The 24,479-nt window shown below is 75.5% G+C and carries 20 protein-coding genes; 13 read left to right on the top strand and 7 right to left on the bottom strand.

All coding sequences use genetic code 11. The features are described 5' to 3' along the window. Positions 1-124 precede the first annotated feature (124 nt). The 4 genes from PGN05_RS10120 to PGN05_RS10135 all read left to right on the top strand — a co-directional run bounded on the left by PGN05_RS10120 (position 125) and on the right by PGN05_RS10135 (position 5,978). Entirely contained in the window at positions 125-1,735 is a 1,611-nt protein-coding gene (locus PGN05_RS10120) for a methyl-accepting chemotaxis protein (RefSeq protein WP_419752406.1), read from the top strand. A gap of 191 nt (positions 1,736-1,926) precedes the next feature. Then, the gene (locus PGN05_RS10125; protein ID WP_419752407.1) at positions 1,927-4,251 is read left to right on the top strand and encodes a chemotaxis protein CheA; all 2,325 of its coding nucleotides are present in this window, start codon (positions 1,927-1,929) and stop codon (positions 4,249-4,251) included. Position 4,252: 1 nt separating this feature from the next. After that, positions 4,253-4,699, top strand: coding sequence for a chemotaxis protein CheW (locus tag PGN05_RS10130; protein ID WP_419752408.1), 447 nt, complete (start codon positions 4,253-4,255; stop codon positions 4,697-4,699). A gap of 391 nt (positions 4,700-5,090) precedes the next feature. Continuing rightward, the gene (locus PGN05_RS10135) at positions 5,091-5,978 is read left to right on the top strand and encodes a hypothetical protein (RefSeq protein WP_419752409.1); all 888 of its coding nucleotides are present in this window, start codon (positions 5,091-5,093) and stop codon (positions 5,976-5,978) included. A 46-nt stretch (positions 5,979-6,024) separates the two neighbouring features. Here PGN05_RS10135 and PGN05_RS10140 read toward each other — a convergent pair whose 3' ends face one another. Further along, complete coding sequence (locus PGN05_RS10140; RefSeq protein ID WP_419752410.1) at positions 6,025-7,209, bottom strand: glucose-1-phosphate adenylyltransferase family protein; 1,185 nt, start codon at positions 7,207-7,209, stop codon at positions 6,025-6,027. A gap of 378 nt (positions 7,210-7,587) precedes the next feature. Between PGN05_RS10140 and PGN05_RS10145 the strand changes: the two genes are divergently transcribed. From PGN05_RS10145 to PGN05_RS10170, 6 genes are read left to right on the top strand one after another with little or no spacing between them, the layout of a single operon-like run. Next, on the top strand, positions 7,588-8,697 hold the full coding sequence (locus PGN05_RS10145) for a protein-glutamate methylesterase/protein-glutamine glutaminase (protein WP_419752411.1): 1,110 nt from the start codon (positions 7,588-7,590) through the stop codon (positions 8,695-8,697). Beyond that, the gene (locus PGN05_RS10150) at positions 8,694-9,518 is read left to right on the top strand and encodes a CheR family methyltransferase (RefSeq protein WP_419752412.1); all 825 of its coding nucleotides are present in this window, start codon (positions 8,694-8,696) and stop codon (positions 9,516-9,518) included. Before PGN05_RS10145 ends, PGN05_RS10150 begins: the two co-directional genes overlap by 4 nt. A 14-nt stretch (positions 9,519-9,532) precedes the next feature. After that, positions 9,533-9,904 carry a response regulator gene (locus PGN05_RS10155; protein WP_419752413.1) on the top strand — a complete coding sequence of 124 codons (372 nt, stop codon included), beginning with the start codon at positions 9,533-9,535 and terminating at the stop codon, positions 9,902-9,904. Then, positions 9,901-10,404: a chemotaxis protein CheX gene (locus PGN05_RS10160; RefSeq protein ID WP_419752414.1), complete on the top strand. Its 504-nt coding sequence runs from the start codon at positions 9,901-9,903 to the stop codon at positions 10,402-10,404. The genes PGN05_RS10155 and PGN05_RS10160 overlap by 4 nt, the downstream gene beginning before the upstream one ends. Continuing rightward, positions 10,401-10,763, top strand: a complete 363-nt coding sequence (locus PGN05_RS10165; RefSeq protein WP_419752415.1) for a response regulator — start codon at positions 10,401-10,403, stop codon at positions 10,761-10,763. The genes PGN05_RS10160 and PGN05_RS10165 overlap by 4 nt, the downstream gene beginning before the upstream one ends. Then, on the top strand, positions 10,760-11,260 hold the full coding sequence (locus PGN05_RS10170) for a hypothetical protein (protein ID WP_419752416.1): 501 nt from the start codon (positions 10,760-10,762) through the stop codon (positions 11,258-11,260). Before PGN05_RS10165 ends, PGN05_RS10170 begins: the two co-directional genes overlap by 4 nt. Positions 11,261-11,381: 121 nt before the next feature. On the opposite strand, the gene PGN05_RS10175 is transcribed toward PGN05_RS10170, so the two are convergent. After that, complete coding sequence (locus PGN05_RS10175) at positions 11,382-11,837, bottom strand: ATP-binding protein (RefSeq protein ID WP_419752417.1); 456 nt, start codon at positions 11,835-11,837, stop codon at positions 11,382-11,384. A 127-nt stretch (positions 11,838-11,964) separates the two neighbouring features. After that, positions 11,965-13,656: a SpoIIE family protein phosphatase gene (locus PGN05_RS10180; RefSeq protein WP_419752418.1), complete on the bottom strand. Its 1,692-nt coding sequence runs from the start codon at positions 13,654-13,656 to the stop codon at positions 11,965-11,967. 182 nt (positions 13,657-13,838) lie between these two features. Between PGN05_RS10180 and PGN05_RS10185 the strand changes: the two genes are divergently transcribed. Continuing rightward, complete coding sequence (locus tag PGN05_RS10185; RefSeq protein WP_419752419.1) at positions 13,839-15,596, top strand: SpoIIE family protein phosphatase; 1,758 nt, start codon at positions 13,839-13,841, stop codon at positions 15,594-15,596. 16 nt (positions 15,597-15,612) lie between these two features. On the opposite strand, the gene PGN05_RS10190 is transcribed toward PGN05_RS10185, so the two are convergent. The 4 genes from PGN05_RS10190 to PGN05_RS10205 form a co-directional block, all read right to left on the bottom strand. Beyond that, positions 15,613-16,539 (bottom strand): alpha/beta fold hydrolase, encoded by a 927-nt coding sequence (locus PGN05_RS10190; protein WP_419752420.1) that lies wholly within the window; start codon positions 16,537-16,539, stop codon positions 15,613-15,615. 47 nt (positions 16,540-16,586) lie between these two features. After that, on the bottom strand, positions 16,587-17,120 hold the full coding sequence (locus tag PGN05_RS10195) for a ZIP family metal transporter (protein ID WP_419752421.1): 534 nt from the start codon (positions 17,118-17,120) through the stop codon (positions 16,587-16,589). A 97-nt stretch (positions 17,121-17,217) separates the two neighbouring features. Beyond that, the gene (locus PGN05_RS10200) at positions 17,218-18,420 is read right to left on the bottom strand and encodes an AAA family ATPase (protein ID WP_419752422.1); all 1,203 of its coding nucleotides are present in this window, start codon (positions 18,418-18,420) and stop codon (positions 17,218-17,220) included. Between the two features lie 54 nt (positions 18,421-18,474). Next, positions 18,475-18,873: a thiol-disulfide oxidoreductase DCC family protein gene (locus PGN05_RS10205; protein ID WP_419752423.1), complete on the bottom strand. Its 399-nt coding sequence runs from the start codon at positions 18,871-18,873 to the stop codon at positions 18,475-18,477. A 155-nt stretch (positions 18,874-19,028) separates the two neighbouring features. On the opposite strand from PGN05_RS10205, the gene PGN05_RS10210 reads away from it, so the two are divergent. After that, the gene (locus tag PGN05_RS10210) at positions 19,029-19,397 is read left to right on the top strand and encodes a phage holin family protein (protein ID WP_419752424.1); all 369 of its coding nucleotides are present in this window, start codon (positions 19,029-19,031) and stop codon (positions 19,395-19,397) included. Between the two features lie 79 nt (positions 19,398-19,476). Then, complete coding sequence (locus PGN05_RS10215; protein ID WP_419752425.1) at positions 19,477-24,456, top strand: NAD-glutamate dehydrogenase; 4,980 nt, start codon at positions 19,477-19,479, stop codon at positions 24,454-24,456. Positions 24,457-24,479: the final 23 nt, after the last annotated feature.

The raw sequence follows: 24,479 nt of genomic DNA on the forward strand, positions 1-24,479 counted from the left end.
GACACGCTGTTCGGTGCGCTGAGTGCATTGCTGGAATGGCACTAACGTGGCGGCGGGCGCGGACGGCGCGGTCGGCGCCCACCATTCAGCCGACCACCTCCCCACCATTCCCCGGAGTTCGCACATGTCCACCGCCCGTTCAACCGCAGCCGACCGGACCGGTTGGTTCGCCAGTCGACCGATCGCGGTCAAACTCGGTTCTGCGCTCCTCCTGCTGGCCGTCGTGGCCGTCGCGCTCACCGGCCTCGCCGTCCAGCGGATCGGCACCCTGGCCGACTCCGGCGAGGTCCTGTACGCGGACTCGATCGTGCCCATCGTCAAGCTCAGCGAGGCGCAGCGGACGTTCCAAGGCGACCGGGCGCGCTACATCCTCTACGGCCTGTCGGACGACACCACCCGAACCTCGCTGCGTCCGGACCTCGCCGAGCGCAGGGATCAGCTGGCCACGGAGGTGGAGGCCTACGTCGCCTCGCTGGGCAACCCGGCTGACTTCGCCCCGGTGCAGGAGGCGATGGACGCCTACTACGCCGTGGTCGACCAGCAGTTGGTCCCCGCTGCCGACGCAGGAGACCGCGCCGCCGCCACCCGGGTGGCCTCGGGGCCGCTCGCGGACACCGCGCGAGCGCTGTCCGACGCCTTCGGTGCCGAGCTCGACCGGCAAGAGGCGGACGCCGGTGCCGACGCGGCGGCCGGCCGGGACCTCGCGACCGCCGCGACCTGGACGCTGTGGACGGCTCTCGCCATCGGCATCCTCGCCGCCGTTGCGCTCGCGTCGTGGATCGTGCGCCAGCTCGTGCGCACCGTGCGCTCCGTGCAGGCCTCGATCGAGGCGCTGGCCGAGGGTGACCTGACCGTCGCTCCCGAGGTCCGCAGCCAGGACGAGCTGGGCCGGATGGCGCAGTCGCTGGCCGGGGCCCAGGAGAGCCTGCGCGGTGTGATGGCGACCGTCGTGGCCTCGGCGGACGCCGTCGCGGCGTCCTCGGAGGAGTTGTCGGCGTCCTCGGCGCAGATCTCGGCGTCGGCGGAGGAGACCAGCGCGCAGTCCGGGGTGGTGTCCGGTGCCGCGGAGGAGGTGTCGCGCAACGTGCAGACGGTCGCGGCCGGCGCGGAGCAGATGGGCGCCAGCATCCGGGAGATCGCGACCAACGCCGCGGAGGCCTCGGATGTGGCGGCGCGGGCGGTGACGGCGGCGGAGACGACGACGGCGACGGTGGCCAAGCTGGGGGAGTCCTCGGCCGAGATCGGCAACGTGGTCAAGGTGATCACGAGCATCGCGGAGCAGACGAACCTGCTGGCGCTGAACGCCACCATCGAGGCGGCGCGGGCCGGGGAGGCGGGCAAGGGGTTCGCGGTGGTGGCCAACGAGGTCAAGGAGCTGGCGCAGGAGACGGCGAAGGCGACCGAGGACATCGCCCGGCGGGTGCAGGCCATCCAGGGTGACACCGGGGCGGCGGTGACCGCGATCGGGGAGATCTCCCAGATCGTGGCCCAGATCTCCGACCGGCAGACCACGATCGCCTCGGCGGTGGAGGAGCAGACCGCCACCACGAATGAGATGTCGCGGTCGGTGCAGGAGGCCGCGCAGGGGTCGGGGCAGATCGCGGAGAACATCACCGGGGTCTCCAGTGCCGCCGGCGCGACCACTCAGGCGCTGACCCAGACGCGCACCGCGGTGGACGAGCTGTCCCGGATGGCCGCCGACCTGCGCACCAGCGTGGCCCGCTTCACCTACTGAAGGGCACTCCTGCCTCCACCCCTCGCGAGCTCGCGGCGGGACCCCGCAGGAGGGCCACGGGCCGGCGCGGCGACTCCCGCCGCCGCGCCGGCCCCCGGACAGGAGCCCGTTGGGCTTGAGGACCCAGGCCCCCCGGCCGATGAACCCCTCCGAGGCGCGCGCTGCGCCGACGGACGAGAGAGAAGAGCAACGTGGACGGTCTGGACGACATCGTCGAGGAGTTCCTGGTCGAGAGCCACGAGAACCTCGACCAGCTGGACACCGACCTGGTCGCCCTGGAGCAGGAGCCCGACTCCCGGGAGCGGCTGTCGAGCATCTTCCGCACGATCCACACGATCAAGGGGACCAGCGGCTTCCTGGCGTTCCACCGCTTGGAGCAGGTCACCCACGTCGGCGAGAACATGCTCTCCCGCCTGCGGGACGGTGCCCTGGCGCTGACCCCGCACCGGACCAGCGTGCTGCTGCAGATGGTCGACACCGTCCGCTCGCTGCTGGCCTCGATCGAGGCCAGCGGCGGCGAGGGTTCGGTCGACGTCGAGGCCGTGGTCGCCGCGATCAGCGCCGCGATGGACGACGAGGCGCCCGCCGCGGTGGCCGCTCCCGTCGCCGAGGCCGCCGTCGTCGAGGCGCCGGTCGCCGAGCAGCCGGCCGCTGCCGCCGTCCCCGCTGCCGCCGTCCCCGCTCCCGCCGCGGAGGTGCCCGCGCCCGTGGCCGAGACCCCCGTGCCCGCCCCCCGGCCGCAGCCGGCCGTCGAGACCGTCGAGGTCCCCGAGGCCGAGGCCGCGCCGGCGGCCGACAGCAACGGCGGCCAGGCCCGCCGGGCCGTCGCCGACAGCACCATCCGGGTGGACGTCGACCTGCTCGACGAGCTGATGCTGCTCGTCGGGGAGCTCGTCCTGACCCGCAACCAGATCGTCCAGTACGTGGGCCGCTCCAACGACACCGACCTGGTGCGCGCCTCGCAGCGGCTGAACCTCATCGCCAGCGAGCTGCAGGAGGGCGTCATGAAGACGCGCATGCAGCCGATCGACCACATCTGGTCCAAGCTGCCGCGCGTCGTCCGCGACCTCGGCATCCAGTGCGGCAAGACGGTCCGCCTGGACATGGAGGGCAAGGACACCGAGCTCGACAAGACGCTGCTCGAGGCGGTCAAGGACCCGCTGACCCACCTGGTCCGCAACTCCGTCGACCACGGCATCGAGGCCCCCGACGTCCGCAGGAGCACGGGCAAGCCGGGCGAGGGCGTGCTGACCCTGCGCGCCAAGCACGAGAGCGGCCAGGTCGTGGTCGAGGTGGCCGACGACGGCGCCGGCATCGACCCGGCCCGGGTCGGCGCCAAGGCCGTCGAGCGCGGGCTGATCTCGCTGGACGTGCTCAACCGCATGAGCCCGCAGGACGTCCTGCAGATGATCTTCCTGCCCGGCTTCTCCACGGCCGCGGCGGTCACCAACGTCTCCGGCCGCGGCGTCGGCATGGACGTCGTCAAGACCAACATCGAGTCGATCGGCGGCACGATCGAGGTCGAGTCGGTGCCCGGCAAGGGCACCGTCTGCCGGCTGCGCATCCCGCTGACCCTGGCCATCGTCCCGGCGCTGACCGTCGAGTGCGCCGGCGACCGCTATGCGATCCCGCAGATCAGCCTGCAGGAGCTGGTCGCGCTCGACGCCGAGAAGGCCGCCACCGCGGTCGAGGAGGTCGGCGGCGCCCCGGTGTACCGGCTGCGCGGCGAGCTGCTCCCGCTGGTCCGGCTGACCGACGTCCTCGGGCTGACCTCCGACCGGCACGACGGCCACGTGGTCATCGCGGTGCTGCGCTCGGAGGGCCGGCGCTTCGGCCTGGTCGTCGACCGCGTGATCAACACCGAGGAGATCGTGGTCAAGGCCGTCGGCGGCCAGCTCAAGGCGATCGGCCTGTACTCCGGCGCGACCGTCCTCGGCGACGGCGCCGTCGCGCTCATCCTCGACGTGCAGGCGCTGGCCCGCCGCGCCCTGCGCACCGAGACCACCGAGCGGCAGGAGTCCCGCGAGGCCGCCCTGCAGGCCGTCGCCACCGAGTCCGACCGGCAGCGCATGCTGCTGGCCGCGATCGGCGGCGGACGCCGGGTCGCCATCCCGCTGGACACGGTGACCCGCCTGGAGCAGGTGCGCGCCGAGTCCGTGGAGCGGGTCGGCAACCGCGAGGTGGTCCAGTACCGCGGCGCGATCCTGCCGATGGTCCGCCTCGACCGGCACCTGGGCGCCTACGGCGAGTCCGACCGCGAGGTGCTGGAGGTCATCGTCTACTCCGACCACGGCCGCAGCGTGGCCATCGTGGTCGAGGAGATCCTGGACATCGTCGACGGCGAGGCCGCCGTCCGCAGCGACATCGACGACCTGGGCCTGCTCGGCTCGGCTGTGCTCGGCGAGAAGGTGACCGAGCTGCTCGACGTCCGGGCCGCGATCCTCGCCGCCGACCCGGCCTTCTACTCCGCCCCCGCGACGCCTGCGCGCGTCGCCGCTCCCCTGCTGGAGGTCTGAGATGACCACGGACACCGAGGCCCCCGCCGTCGGCGGCCAGCTGGCCACCTTCTGGCTGGACGGCGACCTCTACGGCGTCGAGGTGGCGCACGTGCAGGAGGTGCTGCGCAGCCAGGGGCTCACCCGGGTGCCGCTGGCGCCCGCTGCGGTCGCCGGCCTGATCAACCTGCGCGGCCAGGTCGTCACCGCGATCGAGCTGCGGGAGCGGCTGGGCCGTCCGCCGCGGCCCGAGGGCACCGACGCCGTCGTGATCGTCGTCCGGCTGCACGGCGAGGCGGTCAGCCTGCTGGTCGACGCCATCGCCGACGTGGTCGACGTCGACCCGGCCGACTTCGAGGCGCCGCCGGACACCCTGGACGGCTCCGCCCGGGAGCTGATCCGGGGCGCGTTCAAGCTCCACGGTCAGCTGCTGCTGGCGCTCGACGTGCAGAAGGCCGTCGGCGCCTAGGAGGAGGACCCCCCTGCCCCCGCCACTCGCCCGCTCGTGGCGGACCCTGCAGGCGGCCGCAGCCCGTCGGTTTCCACGAAAACCGACGGACTCGTCCCGACGGTTTCCGCGGAAACCGACGGACTCCCACCTGGCGCGGCCGGACTCCCCCGGCGGCCGACGCCCACCTCCGGCCCCCGGTCCGGCGGTCCTCAACTGAGGCCGCCGGGCCGGGGGCCGTCCGCGTCTGGGCATCACTGCCCGCAGTCGTCTGCTGACGGTCTGCCGCACGACGCGCGATCCTCCCCCCATCGGGGTCGGGCGAACGGGTGACGGTCACGTGGCGCAGCCCGCTGATCACGGCCAGCATGGGCAGACCTCACCTCGGGGGACGTGGAAGGGAGGCACTGCCGTGCCCTACTCGCTGGTCAGTGCCGCCACCCTCGGCTTCGACCTGGTCCGCCTGCCGGCCGGCCGAGACGTCGCCGACGCCCTGCTGGCCGGACTCACGGCCGACGCCACCACGCTCGCCCACGTCGCCGGGGCGCACCCGGCCGCCGGCCGCGACCGGGAGGAGCGCGCCGCGGTCGCCGTCCGGGCGCGCCGGGCCCGCGAGATGGCCGTCAGCACCCCGCACGTGCGGAACTTCGTCGTCGACCTGCCGGTTGCCGCCGACCGCACCAGCGTCCTCGTCGACCAGCTGCAGCGCAGCACCATCGGCGACGCCGCGGCCCTCGAGCGCATCGTCCGCGACGACGTCCTCGGCCCCGAGCACCCCGCCACCGGCCTGCTGGACGGCGACGCGCTCGCCGCCGCGGCCGACGTGCTGGCCGACGCCGCCGTGGGCTCCTGGGCCGCCGGCGTCCTGCCGCCGCTGGTGCGCCGGCAGCTCACCGGGCCGTTCGCCCTCGCGGTGGCGGCCGGTCTGGTGCCCGCGCCGTCGCTCGACCTCGGGCCGGCCACCGGTGAGCTCACCGGCCTGCTCGACGCCCTGCGCGGCCTGGACGCCGCCGGGCGGGCGCGCTGGCTGGCCGCCGTCGACACCGCCCGGGCCGAGCGCCGGCCGTGGGCCACCGCCATGCACGAGGCCGCCTGGGCCGCGCACGTCTCCGGCCGCACCCGCACCCTGGCGACCGCGCAGCTGCTCGCCGTCCAGGCGTTCCGCGACGGCGGGTTCGATGCGGCGCAGGCGGCCGCCGGTGCCTGGAACGCCGTCGCCGGCTGTGTGCAGGGCATCGTCATGGCCGACCTGCTGGGCACCGACGCCCTCGAGGTGCTGCTCGCCCCCTCCGAGGCATAGGAAGCTCTCCCCACGTCGGGCGGCCGCCGACGCGGGGTAGAGCTTCCTATGCCTCGTCGTCGGGGTCCGGGAAGCGCGCGCCGGCGGGGATCTCGCTGCCGGCCGCCACGGACGCCTCCCGGCCGACGAGGGTGACCTCCCCCTCGCCCCCGACCGACGCGCGCTCCCCGACGTCCACGCGGTCGTCGAGCACGGCGCGGGTCACCGTCGCCCCGGCCCGCACGCGCGCGCCCGGCAGCAGCACCGAGTCGACGACGGTCGCGCCCTCCTCCACCACGACACCGGGGGAGAGGACCGAGCCGACCACCCGGCCGGCCACCCTCGTCCCGCCGGACACCAGGCTGTCCTCCACCTCGGCGCTGCGCAGCAACCGCGCGGCGCTGTGCCGGCCGCCGCGGGTGTGCACCGGCCAGCGCGGGTCGTCGAGGTCCAGCGGCGGCTCGGCGGAGCGGAAGTCCTGGTGGGCCGCCCAGTACGCGTCCACGGTGCCCACGTCGCGCCAGTAGCCCTCGAACCGGTGGGCGCGGGCCAGCCCGTCACCGGTCTGGGCCGGCAGCAGGTGCGAGCCGACGTCCTCCAGCCCCTCCTCGCCGAGGTCGGCGGCCAGCGCCTCCAGCCGGTCCAGCGTCGGCCCGGGGCGGAAGACGAACACCTCGTTGGTGGCCGTCGTCGTCCGCGGCTCGTCGGGCTTGTACGAGTAGTCGCGGACCCGGTCGCCCTCGCCGACCTCGACGATGCCGTACCGCGGGGCGTCGTCGGCCGCGACCTCGGTGGTCACCATCGTGACCTCCGCGTCGGAGTCCAGGTGGCCCTCGACGACCTCCCGGTAGTCCAGCTTGTAGACGGCGTCGGCGCTGACGACGACGAGCGCGTCGGGGGAGAGGTCGCGGACCAGCGGCGCGTACCGCCACAGCGAGTTCGCCGTGCCCGACACCCAGCCGCCCCGGTCCGTGCCCTGGTACGGGGGCAGCACCAGCAGCCCGCCGTTCGTGCGGTCGAGGTCCCAGGGCCGGCCGTTGGCGAGGTGCTGCGACAGCGACGTCGGGTGGAACTGCACCGACACCCAGACGTCGGACAGCCCCGAGTGCTGGCAGTTGCTGAGCGGGAAGTCGATCAGCCGGTAGACGCCGGCGAACGGGACGGCGGGTTTCGCGCGCTGCTCGGTCAGCAGTTGCAGGCGGCCGCCCGCGCCGCCGGCGAGCACGAGGACGAGGACCCGGGGGAGCGCCATGTGGGCGGGCTACCCGCCGATCCGTCGTCCGACCCTCGGTAGCGGGGTCTATCGCTCTCTAGGTGCGTGGCTAGACAGGTGCAGACGGCGCTCGACCGCCGGCGCGGGGTCACCCCGGGTTGCCCCCGAGACGAGTCGACGAGTGCGGGGAATGGTCATTGATCAACATTTCCGGCCGTTCGAAGAACGTCGCGAAATCCTCGGCATCGGCTCAAGGAACGGCGCCCGCGGGCCGACAACTCGGAGGACAGCACCGTCGTCGGACGCGCCCCACCGGAGCGGCGCGCCCCCGCGCTCCGCGCGGCCTCCGGACGGTCCGGTCGCACCACGCACGCGAGAGCCCTGCTGGGCCTGCCCCCACGGGGAGACGGAGGACGGATGGACCCGATCCGGGTGATGGTGGTCGACGACTCGGTCGTCGTCCGGAAGATCGTGACCGACGTCCTGTCCGAGGACCCCGCGATCGAGGTCGTCGGCACGGCCGTCAACGGCCGCATCGCCGTGACCAAGCTCGAGCAGCTCAAGCCCGACCTGATCACGATGGACATCGAGATGCCGGAGATGAACGGCATCGAGGCGGTGCGGGCCATCCGGACCGCGCGCAGCCGGGTGCCGATCATCATGTTCAGCACGCTCACCGAGCGCGGCGCGGCGGCGACCCTGGACGCCCTCTCCTCGGGCGCCAACGACTACGTCACCAAGCCGGCGAACGTCGGCAGCGTCGCGCAGTCGATGGAGAGCGTGCGCCAGCAGCTCATCCCCAAGATCAAGGCCCTGACCGGGCGCCCGGTGACCCCCGGGCCGGGCCGCGCCGCCGCGCCCGCCCCCGCCCGGATCGCCCCGGCGGCTCCGCGCCAGGGCGCGGTGAAGCAGCCGGCCGTGCTCGTCATCGGCTCCTCCACCGGGGGCCCCGAGGCGCTGGCCAAGCTGCTGCCCGTGCTGCCGGCGACCCTCCCGGTGCCGGTCCTGCTCGTGCAGCACATGCCGCCGGTGTTCACCCGCCAGTTCGCGCAGCGGCTGGACCGGCTGTGCGCCCTGCGCGTCACCGAGGCCGTCGACGGGGCGCCGCTGGCGCCGGGCACCGTGCACCTGGCCCCGGGCGACCACCACCTGACCATCCGCACGACCACCCGCGGCCTGGCCACCCGGCTCGACCAGGGCCCGCCGGAGAACTTCTGCCGTCCCGCCGTCGACCCGCTGTTCCGCTCCGCCGTCGACGCGTTCGACGGCGCGGTGCTCGGCGTCGTCCTCACCGGCATGGGCTCCGACGGCCGGGCCGGCGCCGCGCGCATCCGCGAGGCCGGAGGCGCGGTCGTCGTCCAGGACCAGGCCTCGTCGGTCGTGTGGGGCATGCCCGGCGCGGTCGCCGGAGCCGGCCTGGCCGACGAGATCCTGCCGCTGGACCGGGTCGCCGAGGCGCTGCACCGCCGGCTGTCGACCGCGCGCACCGCCACCGCAGCCCCCGCGACCGTCGGAGGACGGCGATGACCCTCACCGCGACCAGCTTCGACTGGGTCCGCCAGCTCGTGCACCGGGAGAGCGCCATCGTGCTCGCTCCCGGCAAGGAGTACCTCGTGGAGGCGCGGCTGCTGCCGATCGCCCGCCAGATGGGCCTCCCCGACGTCGGCCAGCTGGTCGACTCGGTGCGCTCGCGGCCCAGCCCCGAGTCCACCCGGAAGATCGTCGAGGCCCTCACCACCAACGAGACCTCGTGGTTCCGGGACGGCGACCCGTTCACCGCCCTCACCTCGACGGTGCTGCCCGCGCTGCTGTCCGCGCGCGGCCCGGTCGACCGGCTGCACATCTGGTCGGCGGCCTGCTCCAGCGGGCAGGAGCCGTACACGATCGCGATGCTGCTCGAGGACGCGATGCCCAACGCCGCGGGCCGGGTGTCGATCACCGCGACCGACATCTCCCGCGAGATGGTCGAGCGGACCCGCGCCGGCCGGTTCAGCCAGCTGGAGGTCAACCGCGGGCTGCCCGCGCCGATGCTGGTGCGGCACTTCACGCGGGCCGGGACCGAGTGGGAGGTCGCGCCCACGCTGCGCCGGATGGTCTCGGCCAGCCAGTGCAACCTCGCCGCCGCGCTGCCGCGGATGGGCCCGTTCGACGTGGTCTACCTGCGCAACGTCCTCATCTACTTCGACCTGCCCACCAAGCAGGCCATCCTCCGCCGGGTCCGCGCCCTCATGCGGCCCGACGGGTGGCTCTTCCTCGGCGCCGCGGAGACGACCCTCGGCGTCGACGACTCCTGGGAGCGGGTCGTCGTCGGCCGCAGCTCCGCCTACCGCCCGCTGAAGGGGGCCTGACCGTGCGTGCTCTGGTGATCGACGACTCACGCGCCATGCGGCGCATCGTGAGCGGGACCCTCGAGGGGTTCGGCTACGAGACGCGGCCGGCCGGCCACGGCCAGGAGGCGCTCGACGTCCTCCACGAGGGCTGGGTGCCCGACCTGTGCACCATCGACTGGAACATGCCGGTGATGGACGGGCTGCAGTTCGTCTCCGCCGTCCGCACCAACCCCGCCTGGCGGGCGGTGACCCTGATGATGGTCACCTCCGAGGGCGAGCAGTCCCAGATCGTCCGCGCGCTGGCGGCCGGCGCGCACGAGTACGTCCTGAAGCCGTTCACCGCCGACGCCATCCGCGACAAGCTCGCGCTGCTCGGCCTGCTCCCGCAGGAGGTCGTGCTGTGAGCGCGCCCGTCATCACCGCCCTGATCGACGAGGCGACGGTCCAGGAGATCGCCGACCAGGCGTGGGCCGCCCTCGTGGGCGAGGAGGAGCTGCTGGTGCCGCTCCCCGGCCGGCTCGGGACCGACCCCCTCAGCGCCTGGGTCGACATCACCGGTCCCTGGACCGGCACCGTCGTCCTGACCTGCGACCGGTCCACCGCCGAGGAGCTGACCCGGGCGCTGCTGCACGAGCACGCCCCGGCCGTGCTCGACGACGAGGACGTCGCCGACGCCCTCGGCGAACTGGCCAACGTGGTGGGCGGCAACGTCAAGGCCGTCCTCCCCGGACCCTCCGTCCTCGGCCTGCCCGAGGTCGGGGTCGCGCCGCGCGTGCCCGCGCCGGCCGACACCTGCCGCGTCGACGTCCAGTGGCGCGGCCACCCGCTGACCATCTCCGTCCAGGGCGCCGCCCTGGACGGAACGGAACCGGACCCCACGTACGAGAACGGAGTGCCACTGTGAAGATCCTGGTCGCCGACGACAGCCGCGTCATGCGGCAGATCGTCATCCGCACCCTGCGGCAGGCCGGCTACGACGACCACGACATCGTCGAGGCCGAGGACGGCCGCGACGCCTACGACAAGGTCCAGAGCGAGAGCCCGGACCTGGTCCTGTCGGACTGGAACATGCCGAACATGACCGGCCTGGAGTGCCTGCAGGCGCTGCGGTCGTCCGGCTCCGGCGTCCCCTTCGGGTTCGTCACCTCCGAGGGCTCGGCCGAGATGCGCGAGAAGGCCGCCGACGCCGGCGCGCTGTTCCTCATCGCCAAGCCGTTCACCGAGGAGACCTTCCGCGACAACCTGGACGGGGTGATCGCGTGACCGCCCCGGCCACCGTCGTCCTGCCCGAGCCCAAGGCCGTCAAGGACATGCTGTCCGGGCTGGTCGGCAAGGCGGTCGCCGTCGCGCCCGGCGCCCCGGTCACGCCGACCGAGAAGAGCCCCGTCTCGGTCGCCGTGTACGTGGACCCCGGGATGGACGTGAACGCCCTCTGCGTCATGGACCTGGCCCTGTCGGCCTACACCGGCGGCGCGCTCGCGCTGCTGCCCCCCGGCGGCGTCCAGGACGCCGTCGAGGAGGACGGCGAGCTGACCACCATGCTGGCCGAGGCCCTGCACGAGGTCGTCAACGTCCTCTCCGCGCTGTTCAACGTGCCGGGTGCGCCGCACTCGAAGCTCTACAAGCTCTACGCCCCCGGCGACGAGCTCCCCACGGACATCGCCGGCATGCTCGCCGCCTTCAACCGGATCGACCTCGCGGTCGACGTCCCCGGCTACGGCAAGGGCGCGCTCTCCCTGGTCATCCCCTCGGGGGCCTGACACCGGGCTGCCCCGGGACGGCGCCGGAACCCCGGTTCCCGCCGTCCCGGGCGCACTGCACCACACACGACGGCCCCGGGCAGCAGCCCGGGGCCGTCGTGGCACGTGGCACACCCGCCGCTCAGGTGTAGGCGGGCTGGCGGTCCTCGATCGTGGTGGGCAGGCAGGCCCAGACGTGCTTGCACTCCTCGTCGACGTACCAGCCGTGGGCCACCGCCAGCCGCGCCACCAGGTACAGCCCCAGGCCGCCCTGCGCGGGATCCCGGCCGACCGCCGGGGTCGGCATGGTGTCGGGGTCCCGGTCGCTGACGTCGAGCAGCCAGCCGCCGCTGCCGGCGATCACGGTCGCCACGACCGGCGACAACCCGTGCCGCAGGGCGTTGGAGGCCAGCTCGTCGAAGGCCAGGACGAGCCGCTCGGCGGCCTGGTCCTCGTCCTGGGGGAAACCGACGCCGCCCAGGCGGGAGCGCAGGACCGCGCGCGCCGCGGGGAGCTCGGCGACCCGCTGCAGGTCCCACCGCCAGACCTCGCCCCGCCCGTCGGGGAGCGGGCGCAACGGCCACGCGACTCGACCCACGTCCTTCTCCTCCGTCGGGTGGCTGCGACGCAACAGGGGTGCCCAGCAGTTCCGCGGCTCAACCGTTCCGGCGGGTGCGTTTCCCCCCGCCGGGGTGAGTCCGCGCCGCCGTGCCGTCGGTGGCGGGTCAGGCCGGCGGTCGGACGCTGATCGCCACGAGCGCGACGTCGTCGTCCGGCGTGCCCGGGAGCATCCGGGTGAGCAGCTCGTCGCAGAGCCGGTCCAGGGGCAGCCGGGCCAGCTCGGCGAGGTGGGTGCGCAGCCGGCCCACGCCCTCGTCGACGCCGCTGTCCCGCCGCTCGACCAGGCCGTCGGTGTAGAGCAGGACGGTCGCGCCCGGCCGCAGGGGGGCGGTGAACTCCCGCCGCGGGGTGCTCGCGTCCACGCCCAGCAGCAGGTCGCCCATGCTGTCGGCGAGCACCCGGACGGTCCCGTCGGGGTCGGCCACCAGGGGCGGCGGATGGCCCGCGGCCGCCCAGCGCAGCAGGGTCCCCCCGCGCTCGAGCCGCGCGATGGCGGCGGTGGCCATCGTGCCGGTGTGCATGTGCTCGATCGCGGCGTCCAGGCCGCGCAGCACCTCGGCCGGGCCCGCGCCGCTGTAGTGGGCGATGCCGCGCAGCAGGCCCCGCAGCTGGCCCATCTCCGCGGCGGCCGCGGTGTCGTGGCCGGCGACGTCCCCGATGACGACGACCGGGTCCCCGTTCGGGTGCAGGAAGGCGTCGTACCAGTCGCCTCCGACGCGGGCGGCCTCGGCGGCCGGCACGTACCGGACCGCCACCTCGACCCCCTTGATGGTCGGCGGGTCGGTGAGGAGGCTGCGCTGCAGCGCCTCGGCGAGCTGGGCCTGCTGGCTCTGCCGGTGCACCCGGTCCACCGCCCGCCCGGCCTGGGCGGCGACCTGGGCGGCGGCGGCCAGGTCGTCCTCGTCCAGGCGGCGGCCCGGGTCCAGGTACAGGGTCAGGACGCCGACCGGCCGGTGCTCCCCGCTCAGCGGGAGGACGACGGCCGACTCCGGGCCGAGCTCCCGCAGCAGGTCGCGGGCCGGCCCGGCGGGCATCAGCGCCAGGACGGCATCGACCGGGTCCTGCGCCGACGTCCCCGAGCGCAGGGCCCGTGCCACCGGCGACGCCGGCGGGAGGGTGTCCATCCGCACCTGGGCGTAGCGCTCCAGCAGCGGGCGGCGGCGCGGGTCGGCGTGCCACGAGCCGACGTCGCGGGCCCGTCCCTCCCGGTCGATGACGGTGACGATGCAGGCGTCGGCCAGGGCGGGCACCACCAGCCGGGCCAGGCTGCCCAGCGCGGACTCGCCGTCCAGCGCCCCCGACAGCTCGGCGGTGACGGCGGCCAGCAGCGTCATCCGCGCGCTCGCCCGCTCCGCCTCCCGGCGGGCGTGCTCGGCGGCGACCTGGGCCCGGTGCCGCGGGCTGACGTCGACCAGGGCCAGCGCCGGGCCCGTGGGGGCCGGCCAGGCGTGCAGCTCGAACCAGCCGGCCACCAGCCCGGGCAGCAGGAGCTCCACGGCGACCGGCGTCCCCCCGGCCACGGCCTCGCGGCAGGCGGCGGCGACGCCCGGCCCCACCGCGGTCGGGAACACGTCGGCGACCGGACGGCCCAGCACGTCCTCCAGCGGGCGGCCGAGCAGCCGCACCGCCACCGGGTTGGCGTACGTGACCCGCTCCCGCCCGTCGAGGGCGAGCAGGGCGGCGGGGAGGGTGGCCAGGAGCCCCGCGGAGGGGTCGGGGACCCGGGCGGGTGCCGTCGGCAGGGGCGAGTCGTCGGGCAGCACGGTCCCCACGCGGACCACCCCCTCCGTGCGCACGCCGGGCGCCGTCGCCCGGGGCGGTCCCCCCGCACCGGCCCACCGGGGTCGCGGCGGGCTCCCGGATGGTGACAGTGCGCGGTGCCCCTGCCAAGCAGCGCGGCCGCGGAGGGCGTCCCCCGAGCGGGCGGAGTCTCCCGGGCGGGCCGACGGGGGCGGGACCATGGGGCAGAGTGGGTCCCGTGGACCGGGATGCAGGGGTACCACCCTCCGACCTGCTGGTGCAGGCCGTGGAGGGCATGGAGCGTCCCCTGCTCGTCCTGGACGCCGACTGGCGGTTCTCCTACATCAACCGCGCGGGGGCGGCCGCTCTCGGGCGCACCGTCGAGGGTCTGCTCGGCCGGTGCCTCTGGGAGGAGTTCCCGCAGGCCGTCGGCGGGCCCTTCGACGCGCTCTACCGGCACGTCCGGGCGACGGGGGAGTCGGCCAGCACCGAGGCCTGGTTCCCCCCGCTGCGCTCGTGGTTCCGGGCCGACGCCTTCCTCACCGGCGCCGGCCTGGTGGTCACCTACGACGACGTGACCGAGCGACGCGCGGTCGAGGAGGAGCGGGCGGCCGCCGTGGCCGCCCGGGAGGAGGCCGCCCGGGCCGCCGCCGAGGCCGCCGCCAGCGCCGAGCGGGCCGGCCGGCACCTCATGCTGCTGGGCGACATCAACCTGGCCATGACCTCGACCGTGGACGTCGACGAGGCCGTCGACCGGTTCGCGCACCTCGTCGTCCCGCTGCTGGCCGACTGGTGCGTGGTCAGCGTCGTCGACCCCGGCGGCGTCCGGCGGGACGTCGGCCGCGCGCACCGCGACCCGGCTCTCGTGGCGGCGATGCACCGCTACGCGGACGCGCGGGTGCAGGCCAACAACCCCACCGCACCGGTGCCCACCGCCCTGCGCAGCGGCCGGCCGGTGGTCCTCCCCGAGGTGACCGCAGAGCAGGTCGAGCAGATGGTGGCCGACCCGGCGACCCGCGACCTGCTCGGCCCCCTGCAGGTCTCCGCCGTCGCCACCTTCCCCCTGCTGGCCCGCGGCGAGCTGTTCGGCGCCCTGACCCTGGTCAACGGGCCCGAGCGCGGACCGCACACCGACGAGGAGCTGCGGACGGCGGAGATCGCCTCCCGCCGGGCGGCGCTGGCGCTGGACAACTCGCGGCTCTCGGCGGCCAACCAGCAGGTCGCCGAGCGGCTGCAGCGCAGCCTGCTCTCCCCGCCCGTGCAGCCCGACCACCTGGAGCTGGCGGTCCGCTACCGGCCGGCGACCCGCGGGGTCGCCATCGGCGGTGACTGGTACGACGCCTTCCTGCAGCCCGACGGCGACACGGTCGTCGTCATCGGCGACGTCATGGGCCACGACATCGAGGCCGCCGCCGGGATGGGCCAGGTCAAGACCCTGGTCCGGGCGATCGCCTACGACCGGCTGGAGGAGCCTGCCGGGGTGCTCCGCCGGGTCGACCACGCCCTCGTCGGCCTGGCCGTCCCGACGATGGCGACCGCGCTGGTCTGCCGGGTGGAGCTGACCGACGCGGGGGTGCGCCGGCTGCGCTGGTCCTCGGCCGGCCACCCGGACCCGCTGCTGCTCGCGCCCGACGGCACGGTCAGCGACCTCTCCGCGCCGGTGGGGCCGCCGCTGGGCATCGGCTGGCGCGGCCCGCGGGCCGACGGCCTGGCCGCGCTCCCCGACGGAGGCACGGTCCTCCTGTTCACCGACGGGCTCTTCGAGCGGCGCGGCCTGGGCCTGGACGAGGGCCGGGACCAGGTGCGCCGCCTGCTGGCCGCCGGCGCCGGGGAGTCGCTGGACGTGCTGTGCGACCGGCTGCTCGCCGAGATGGTGGGCGGCGGCGTGGAGGACGACGTCGCGGTGCTCGCCGTCCGGGCCCACCCGCCGACGTGGGAGCGCCCGCCGGGCCCGGGTCCCGCGCCGGTGCGGCCGGGGGGCGGCCGCCCGGTCTGACCGGAGGGGACCGGTCTCAGCGGCGCGCCGCGGCCGCGCGGACCGCGGCCGTGATCGCCTCGACCCCCTGGGCCGCCCACAGGATCGAGTAGTGGTTGGTGTCGGGCACCTCGCGCGCGGTGATCCCCGCCGGCTCGAGGCCGAGCTGGGCCAGCCGCACCTGGTCGTAGAGCCCCGGGGTCTGGTCGAACATCCCGCGGGTCGCCCAGAGCAGGGTGGCCGGCACCGGCAGGTCGGTGGTCGCCTCGAGGACCCGCTCGTTGGCCAGCACGTCGCCGCCGTCGACCCGCACCGCCTCGGGCACGCAGGCGCTGCGCAGCGCCGGGGGCTCGCCCGTCACGTCGCGGGCCAGGTAGGCGGCCACCGACGGGACGTCGACCCACGGCCCCACCGCCGGGTGCTGCGCCCAGAACGCCCGCACCGCGGCGAGGTCGGGGAAGGTCATCGACAGCCGGTCGAGCGCCGGACCGAGGACGGCGGCCAGCATGGCGTCGAGGTCCGCACCGGGGGGCTGGGGGAAGGCGAGCCCGCCGTCGACGAGCACGAGCCCGTGCACCCGGTCCCGCGCCGGCCCGGCCGCGGCGAGCGTGGCGACGAACGCGCCCATCGAGTGCCCCACCAGGACGGTGGACTCGGCGCCCCCGTCGCCGTCCGCCCCCAGGGAGTCCAGCAGCGCCGTGAGGTCGGCGGCGTGGGCGTCCAGGCCGTAGGGGCCGGGCAGCCCGGCCGAGCCGGCCCGCCCGCGCAGGTCGGGGGCCACCACCTCGACGTCCCCGGCCAGCGCCGCGCCCACCCGCGCCCAGGACATCGCGTTGGCGGTGATGCCGTGCACGAGGACCACGATCGGCGCGCCGGGCGCGTCGGCGGGCCAGTGCAGCGCGGAGAGCTCACCGCCCTCGACGGGGACGGCGATCTGCACGGGGTCGCGGACTGGCTCACTCACGCCACCACCCTGCCCGGGGCGGGCGCCGGTCGCAGCACGGGGGCCGGTCAGCGGCCCGAGACCTCGATGGCGAAGGCGAGGAGGAAGCCCAGGGTGGTGATGACGCCGGTCCAGGTGCGGGTCCGCTCGAAGGCCTCGGGGATCATCGTGTCGGCGATCATGGTGAGGATCGCGCCGGCCGCGACGGCGGTGATGACCGCGACCAGCTCCGGCGGCGCCCCACCCAGCGCCACGGACCCGACCAGCGCGGCCAGCCCGCTCACCACTGCGATGCCGCCCCACACGCCGAACACGTAGCGGGCGGAGCGGCCGCTGCTCTTCATCCCCGCCGCCGACGAGAGCCCCTCGGGGACGTTGGAGATGAACACCGCAGCGAGCACCGACGTGCTGACGCCGCCGCCGCTGAGCAGGCCCAGGCCGAGCACCACGGACTCGGGGACGCCGTCGAGCAGCGCGCCGAACGCCATCACCGACGCGATCACGGTCTGCGGGACCCGCACGAACCAGGCCACGAGCGCGCCCAGGACCAGGGCCCCGCCGCCCAGCAGCCCCCACAGTCCCGCTTCCGCCCACGTCGGCACGGGCGGCCCCCTGCCCCGACCGTGCGGCGGCCAACCGCCCGTCGAGGCATGGGAGCCTCTCCCTGCGTATCGGGCGCCGCGACGTGGGTCTCGCTTCCTATGCCTGGTCGGGGTGCGACAGCAGGTAGCGGCCGAAGTGCGGGACGGTGAAGGCGATCTGACCGCGCTCGGCGGAGTAGACGAGGCCCTTCTTGATCAGCGAGTCCCGAGCGGGGGAGAGGGACGCCGGCTTGCGGCCCAGCGAGACGGCGACCTCCGACGTCGCGACGGCGTGCCCGCCCGGCCCGCCCAGCTCCGCCATCGCGTGCATGTACTCGCGCTCGGCGGGGGTGGCACGGTCGTAGCGCGAGCCGAAGAAACCCACCGCGAGCTCGGCCTCGGCCACCGGCGCGGCCATCGCGACGTCGGCCGCGGTGACGGGGGAGGCGGCGGCGACGTCCCAGGTGACCTTGCCGTAGGCCTGCACGAAGTACGGGTAACCGTCGGCGGCGGCGTAGAGCGCGTCCAGGGCCCCCGGCTCGAAGGTGACGTCCTCGCGCTCGGCCGGCGCGAGCAGGGCGCGGTCGGCGGCGGCCCGGTCCAGCCGGTCGATGCGCAGGTAGCGGAACAGCCGCTCGGAGTAGCTCTTGGACGCCGACAGCACCGCGGGCAGGTGGGGGAGGCCCGCGCCGACGACGATCAGCGGCGCGCCCTGCTGCGAGAGCTCGTGGCAGGCGGCGCAGATGGCCGACACGTCGTCGGACTGCACGTCCTGCATCTCGTCGATGAACAGCGCGACGCCCTTCCCGACGTCGGCGGCCAGCCCGGCCGCGTCGCTGAGCAGCTCGACCAGGTCGATCTCCATGTCGCCGGAGTCGGCCCGTCCGGTGGCCGCGAGGACGTCGATGCCCGGCTGCCACCGGTCGCGCACCTTGGCCGCGGCTCCGTCCCCGCCCACCCCGCGCAGCGCGAACGCCTTGAGCACGCCGAGGACGGCGTCCATCGACTCCTGGTCCGGGTGGCGCAGCTCGCGCAGGGCCATGTGCAGCGCGGAGGAGACCGGCCGGCGCAGCGACTGGTCCGGCCGCGCTTCGATCTTCCCGGTGCCCCAGCCGCGGCTGATCGCCGCCGACCGCAGTTGGTTGAGCAGGACCGTCTTGCCCACCCCGCGCAGGCCGGTGAGCACGAGGGAGCGCTCCGGCCGGCCGTGCGCGATCCGCTCGAGGACGACGTCGAAGGCCGACAGCTCGGTGTCGCGGCCGGCCAGCTCGGGCGGGCGCTGCCCGGCGCCGGGCGCGTACGGGTTCCGGACGGGGTCCATGTCGAGCACCGTATGGCCTCGTCTAGCCGGTGCCCTAGACGCGGGTAGAACGACTTAGCGCGTGTCGGGGGAGCCGCCGTCCGCCGGCGGGACGGCGCACGCGGGCGTTCCTCCGGGCAGCCGCGTGCGGTTGGCCGCCACGACGCGGTAGCAGCCGGCGGCCAGCCAGCTGACCGGCGGCAGGGCCAGGACCCCGCCGAGCAGGGCCCACCAGCCCCCGGCCGCGCGGAGGGCGGCCGCGACCGCGCGGGCTCCGCCCAGCGCGGCGCCCGGGCGGGGGACCCACAGGACCTCGTGCCGCGCCCGGGCCGCGGTCACGCCGAGCCCGGCCAGGTCGGCCGCCTGCCAGGCCACGACCTCGGCGTCGGCACCGAGCAGCCGGCGGGCGAACCCGGCGGTGCGCGTGCAGAAGCCGCAGTCGCCGTCGTAGACCAGGACCGGCCGGCGCGTCACGGCTCCGATCCTGCCCCCATCCGGGCGGGATCCCGCCGCGGCGCCCCGCCCCTGCGCTCGTCAGGGTCGTCTGCGGCTCTCTAGGTGTACGGCTAGAGAGGCCGAGACGGCCCGACACGCAGCTCATCGACAGGAACGGCCGATAGCGTGGCGGCGTGATCAGGTTCGCGCTCAAGGTCGTGCTCATGGCCGGCGTCTTCTACGGCGTGGCCTACCTGCTGAACGGCGTCGAGGTCGTCCCCAACCCCGACGGGCCGCTGGGGGAGCTGGGCACCTGGCTGTGGATCGCGCTGATCTTCGCGCTCGTCAACGCGATCGTCGGGCCGATCCTGCGGCTGCTCTCGCTGCCGTTCGTGCTGCTCACGCTGGGCCTGTTCCTGCTCGTCGTCAACGCGGCGCTGCTCGGGATCACCGCCGCCCTCACCGACCGGCTGCAGGTCGACGGCGTCGGCACCGCGATCCTGGGCGGGCTGCTGCTGGCCATCGGCGGGTGGATCGCCGACCAGCTGACGGAGAAGCGCTGACCGCCGGCCCCCTTCAGGGACCCGCCGCGAGCCTGCGAGCGGTGGGGGGAAGGGGGTCCTTCTACTAGCGTCAGTCGGCATGACCAGCACCACCCGACCGGCCCCGGCGACCCCGGAGCCCGGCCCCGCGGCGGACCCCACCCCGGTCCCCGCGAGCGAGATCGCCGCCTTCGAGGCGGCCCGCGACGACAAGCGCCGGCTGCTGGAGCAGGCCGCGCGCGCCGCCCTCGACTCCGGCGACGGGCTGCCCCCCGGCTGCACCCCCACCGACGTCCCCGCCCTGCTGCAGCGCTACTACTGGAGCGAGCCGGCCGCCGAGGTCCTCGAGCAGGACCCGGCCGACCTCGCCGCGCTCGCCCTGAGCCACCTGCGGCTGGCCGAGGTGCGCCCGCAGGGCTCGGCCACCGTCGAGGTCCGCGCGCTGCCCGGCCGGGACGGGGCCGGCCCCCGCTCGATGGTCCTCGTGGTCACCGACGACATGCCCTTCCTGGTCGACTCGGTCACCGCCGAGGTCGTCCGCCAGGGGTTCCGGCTGCAGCACGTCGTCCACCCGGTCGTCGTGGTGCGCCGCGACGTCACCGGCCGGATCCGCGCCTTCTGCGACAGCGCCGAGCCGGGCGCCTGCGGCGTCGACGCCCTCGCCGAGTCCTGGATGGCGGTGGTCCTCGACGGGCCGCTGGACGACGAGGCCGCCGGCGACCTGGTGGCCGGGCTGCGCACGGTGCTCGCCGACGTGCGCGCCGTCGACGAGGACGCCGGCCGGATGCGCGCCCGCGCGCTGGAGCTGGCGGAGCAGCTCGAGCAGCTGCCCCCGCGCGACGGTGGCGACCCGGCCGACGACCCCGCGGAGGCCGCCGCGCTGCTGCGCTGGCTGGCCGACGACAACTTCGTCTTCCTGGGGGCCCGCGACGTCGAGCTGACCGCGGCCCGCGGGCGGACGACGGTCCGCGCGCGGCCGGGCAGCGGCCTCGGCGTGCTGCGCAGCGACACGGGCACCACCACCGCGCCGGAGGGTGCGCTCGGCCGGTCGCTGCTGGGGGTCACCAAGGCCGACGGCCGCTCGACGGTGCACCGCCGGGCGTGGCTGGACCTGGTGTCGGTCACCCTGCCCGGCGGCGGCGACGATGACGGCGACGGCGACGGCGACGACGGCGGCGGCGGGCCGGCCCGCCAGCACCGGCTGGTCGGCCTGTTCCCCAACCCGGCCTACGCGCACGGGGTCCGCGACGTCCCGCTGGTCCGCCGGCGGGTGGCCGAGGTGGTGACGCGCTCCGGGGTGCCGGCCGACAGCCACACCGGCAAGCAGCTGCTCGACATCCTGGAGACCTATCCGCGCGACGAGCTGTTCCAGGTCGGCACCGACGAGCTGCTGCCGGTCGCGCTGGCGGTGCTGCAGCTGCAGGAGCGTCGCCAGACCCGGCTGTTCCTGCGCCGGGACCCGGCCGATCGGTTCTGGTCGGCGATCGTCTACCTGCCGCGCGACCGGTACACCACCGAGGTGCGCCTGGCGATCCAGCAGCAGCTGCTGGAACGGCTGGGCGGCACGAGCATCGAGTACACCGCGCGGATCACCGAGTCGGTCCTGGCCCGGCTGCACTTCGTCGTCCGGCCCCCGGTCCGGCGTCGCGGCCGGACCGAGCTGCCCGACGTCGACGTCGCCGCGCTGCAGAGCGCCCTCGCCGCGGTCGCCCGCAGCTGGACCGACGACCTCGCCGACGCGCTCACCGCTCGCTACGGGCCCGACGCCGAGCGACGGCTGGCCCGGGTCGCGGACGCGTTCCCCACGGCCTACCAGGCCGACTTCGCCGCCGCGGTCGCCGTCGAAGACCTCGAGCGGCTCGACGCCCTGGCCGAGGGCGAGCTCGGCCTCGTGCTGCGCCGGCCGGCGGCCGGCTCCACGGCGGAGCCCCGGCTGGCGGTCTACCGCGTCGGGCAGCGGCTGCTGCTGTCCGACGTGCTGCCGATGCTGCAGCACATGGGCGTCGACGTCATCGACGAGCGGCCCTACGAGATCGACCGGATCGGCGCCCCGCTGGCCTGGATCTACGACTTCGGGCTCACCTCCCCGGCCGGCGAGCTGCCCTTCCCCGGCTCGCTGCCCGAGCGGTTCACCGACGCGCTGTCGGCGGTGTGGCGAGGGGACGCCGAGGACGACGGCCTGGGCGCGCTGGTGCTGCTGGCCGGGCTGAACTGGCGGCAGGTGGCCGTCGTCCGGGCCTACGTGCAGTGGCTGCGCCAGGCCGGGCTGCCGTTCGGCCAGCGCTACGTGGAGACGACGCTGGCCGGCCACCCCGACGTCGTCGCCCGCCTGGTGGCGCTGTTCGAGACGCGCTTCTCCCCGGACCGCGAGCGGGGCCGGGCCGCCCGGCAGGAGGAGCTGGTGCGCTCGCTGCGGGAGGCGATCGGCCAGGTCGAGTCGTTGGACGCCGACCGCGTGCTCACCGCGCTGCTCACCGCCGTCACGGCGACCCAGCGGACCACCTACTACGTCTCCCGGGGAGCGGCTCTGGGCCCGCTGGCGCTCAAGCTGCGCCCGGCGGCGGTGCCCGACCTGCCCGAGCCCCGTCCGGACCGCGAGGTGTGGGTCAGCTCGCCGCGGGTCGCGGGGGTGCACTTGCGCTTCGGTGCGGTCGCCCGCGGCGGGCTGCGCTGGTCCGACCGGCACGAGGACCTCCGCACCGAGGTCCTGGGCCTGGTCAAGGCGCAGATGGTGAAGAACACCGTCATCGTGCCGACCGGCGCCAAGGGCGGGTTCGTCGTCCGGAGGCCGCCGCCCGAGAGCGCCGGCCGCGACGCCTGGCTCGCCGAGGGCCAGGCCTGCTACCGGCTGTTCATCGGCGCCCTGCTCTCCCTGACCGACGACCTCGTCGACGGCCGCGTGGTCCCGCCCGAGCGCGTCGTCCGCCACGACGGCGACGACACCTACCTCGTCGTCGCCGCCGACAAGGGCACCGCCACCTTCTCCGACCTGGCCAACGCCGTCTCCCTGGAGCGCGGGTTCTGGCTGGGCGACGCCTTCGCCTCGGGCGGGTCGGTCGGCTACGACCACAAGGCCATGGGCATCACCGCCCGCGGCGCCTGGGAGTCGGTGACCCGCCACTTCCGCGAGCTCGACCTCGACGTGCAGCGCCAGGACTTCACGGTCGTCGGCGTCGGCGACATGTCCGGCGACGTCTTCGGCAACGGCATGCTGCTGTCGGAGCACATCCGGCTGGTCGCGGCCTTCGACCACCGGCACGTCTTCGTCGACCCCACCCCGGACGCGGCGACGTCGTTCGCCGAGCGGCGCCGGCTGTTCGCGCTGCTGCGGTCCTCCTGGGCGGACTACGACCCCACGCTCCTCAGCCCCGGCGGCGGGGTGTGGCCGCGGACGGCGAAGTCGATCCCGGTGAGCGAGCCGGTGCGGACGGCGCTGGGGCTGCCCGCCGAGGTGTCCTCGCTGTCTCCGGTGGAGCTCATCCGCGCGATCCTGCTGGCCCCGGTCGACCTGCTGTTCAACGGCGGCATCGGCACCTACGTGAAGGCCTCCACCGAGAGCAGCCTCGACGCGGGGGACAAGGCCAACGACGCCGTCCGGGTGGACGGCCGGGACCTGCGGGTGCGCGTGGTGGGGGAGGGCGGCAACCTCGGCCTCACCCAGCGCGGGCGGGTGGAGTACGCGCTGTCCGGCGGGCGGGTGAACACCGACGCGATCGACAACTCCGCGGGCGTGGACACCTCCGACCACGAGGTCAACATCAAGATCGCGCTGGACCGGGTGGTCGAGAGCGGCGCGCTGGACGCCGAGGGGCGGGCCGAGCTGTTGGGCGCGATGACCGAGGAGGTGGCGGCCGCCGTCCTCACCGACAACCACGCGCAGAACGCGGTGCTCGCGGTCGAGGTCACCTCCGCCCGCAGCCTGCTCGACGCCCACCAGCGCCACTTGCGGGCGCTGGAGCGCTCCGGCCGCCTGGTGCGCGGCGTGGAGGCCCTGCCCGACGACCGCGCGATCACCGAGCGGCGCCGCGACGGCTCCGCGCTGACCAGCCCGGAGCTCTCGGTGCTGCTGGCCTACTCGAAGCTGGAGACCGGCGACGCCGTCCTCGCCTCCGACCTGCCCGACGACCCGGCGCTGGAGTCGCTGCTGGTCGACTACTTCCCCACGGAGCTGCGCCGGCGCTTCCCGGCCGCGGTGACCGGGCACCCGCTGCGGCGGGAGATCGTCGCGACCGCGCTCACCAACCGCGCGGTCAACGTCGCCGGGGTCACCGGGCTGTTCCGGCTGGCCGAGGAGACCGGCGTGCCCCTCCCCGGGGTGGTGCGGGCGCACGCCGTGGCCCGCGCGGTCTTCGCGGTCGACCGGCTCTGGGACGCCGTCCGGCCGCTGGACAACCAGGTGTCGGCCGCCACCCAGGTGGAGCTGCGCACCGAGGCCACCCGGCTGGCCGAGCGGGCGACGCGCTGGCTGCTCGGGCTCCCGGAGCTGGCCGCCGAGCGGGGCGTCGCCCTGGCCGACGTGACGGACCGGTTCGCCGCCTCGGTGGCCGCCGTGCGGGCCGGGCTGCCGTCGTGGCTGCTCGGTGCCGAGGCCGCCGCCTACGCCGAGCGCGCCGCCCGGCTGGAGCAGGCCGGCGTGCCGGCGGACCTGGCCGCCGAGGTCGCCGCCGCCCCGCTGCTGCCGGTGGCGCTCGACCTCACCGTGGTCACCGAGCGCACCGGGGCTCCCATCGAGCTCGCCGGGCGGGTGCAGCAGTGCCTGGCCGAGCGGCTCGCGCTGGTCCCGCTGCGCGAGCTGGTGATCGCGCTGCCCCGGGACCGCCGGTGGCCGTCCATGGCCCGGGCCAGCCTGCGTGACGACCTGGCCGGCGAGCAGGCCGCCCTCACCGCGGAGGTGCTCGCCGGGCGGACGGGCGAGACCGGGGACGCCGACGACCTGGTGGCCGGCTGGGTCGGCGGCTGGGACAGCGCCCAGCAGCGGGCGGCCGCGCAGCTGGTCGACATCGCCTCGGGGGACCGGCAGGAGCTGGCCGAGCTGCTGGTCGCCGTCCGGACCCTGCGCGGCCTCCGCCGCCGCACCTAGTCGCCCGGCGCCGGGCACCGGAG

It is taken from the genome of Geodermatophilus sp. CPCC 206100 (assembly GCF_048569675.1).
Classification (GTDB): Bacteria; Actinomycetota; Actinomycetes; order Mycobacteriales; family Geodermatophilaceae; genus Geodermatophilus.

Bases quoted from the DNA above. Each gene is read 5' to 3' on its own strand.
- PGN05_RS10140 (WP_419752410.1), bottom strand. From the start codon at position 7,209: ATGGCGCTCCCCCGGGTCCTCGTCCTCGTGCTCGCCGGCGGCGCGGGC.
- PGN05_RS10150 (WP_419752412.1), top strand. From the start codon at position 8,694: ATGACCCTCACCGCGACCAGCTTCGACTGGGTCCGCCAGCTCGTGCAC.
- PGN05_RS10215 (WP_419752425.1), top strand. From the start codon at position 19,477: ATGACCAGCACCACCCGACCGGCCCCGGCGACCCCGGAGCCCGGCCCC.
- PGN05_RS10120 (WP_419752406.1), top strand. From the start codon at position 125: ATGTCCACCGCCCGTTCAACCGCAGCCGACCGGACCGGTTGGTTCGCC.
- PGN05_RS10145 (WP_419752411.1), top strand. From the start codon at position 7,588: ATGGACCCGATCCGGGTGATGGTGGTCGACGACTCGGTCGTCGTCCGG.
- PGN05_RS10130 (WP_419752408.1), top strand. From the start codon at position 4,253: ATGACCACGGACACCGAGGCCCCCGCCGTCGGCGGCCAGCTGGCCACC.
- PGN05_RS10200 (WP_419752422.1), bottom strand. From the start codon at position 18,420: ATGGACCCCGTCCGGAACCCGTACGCGCCCGGCGCCGGGCAGCGCCCG.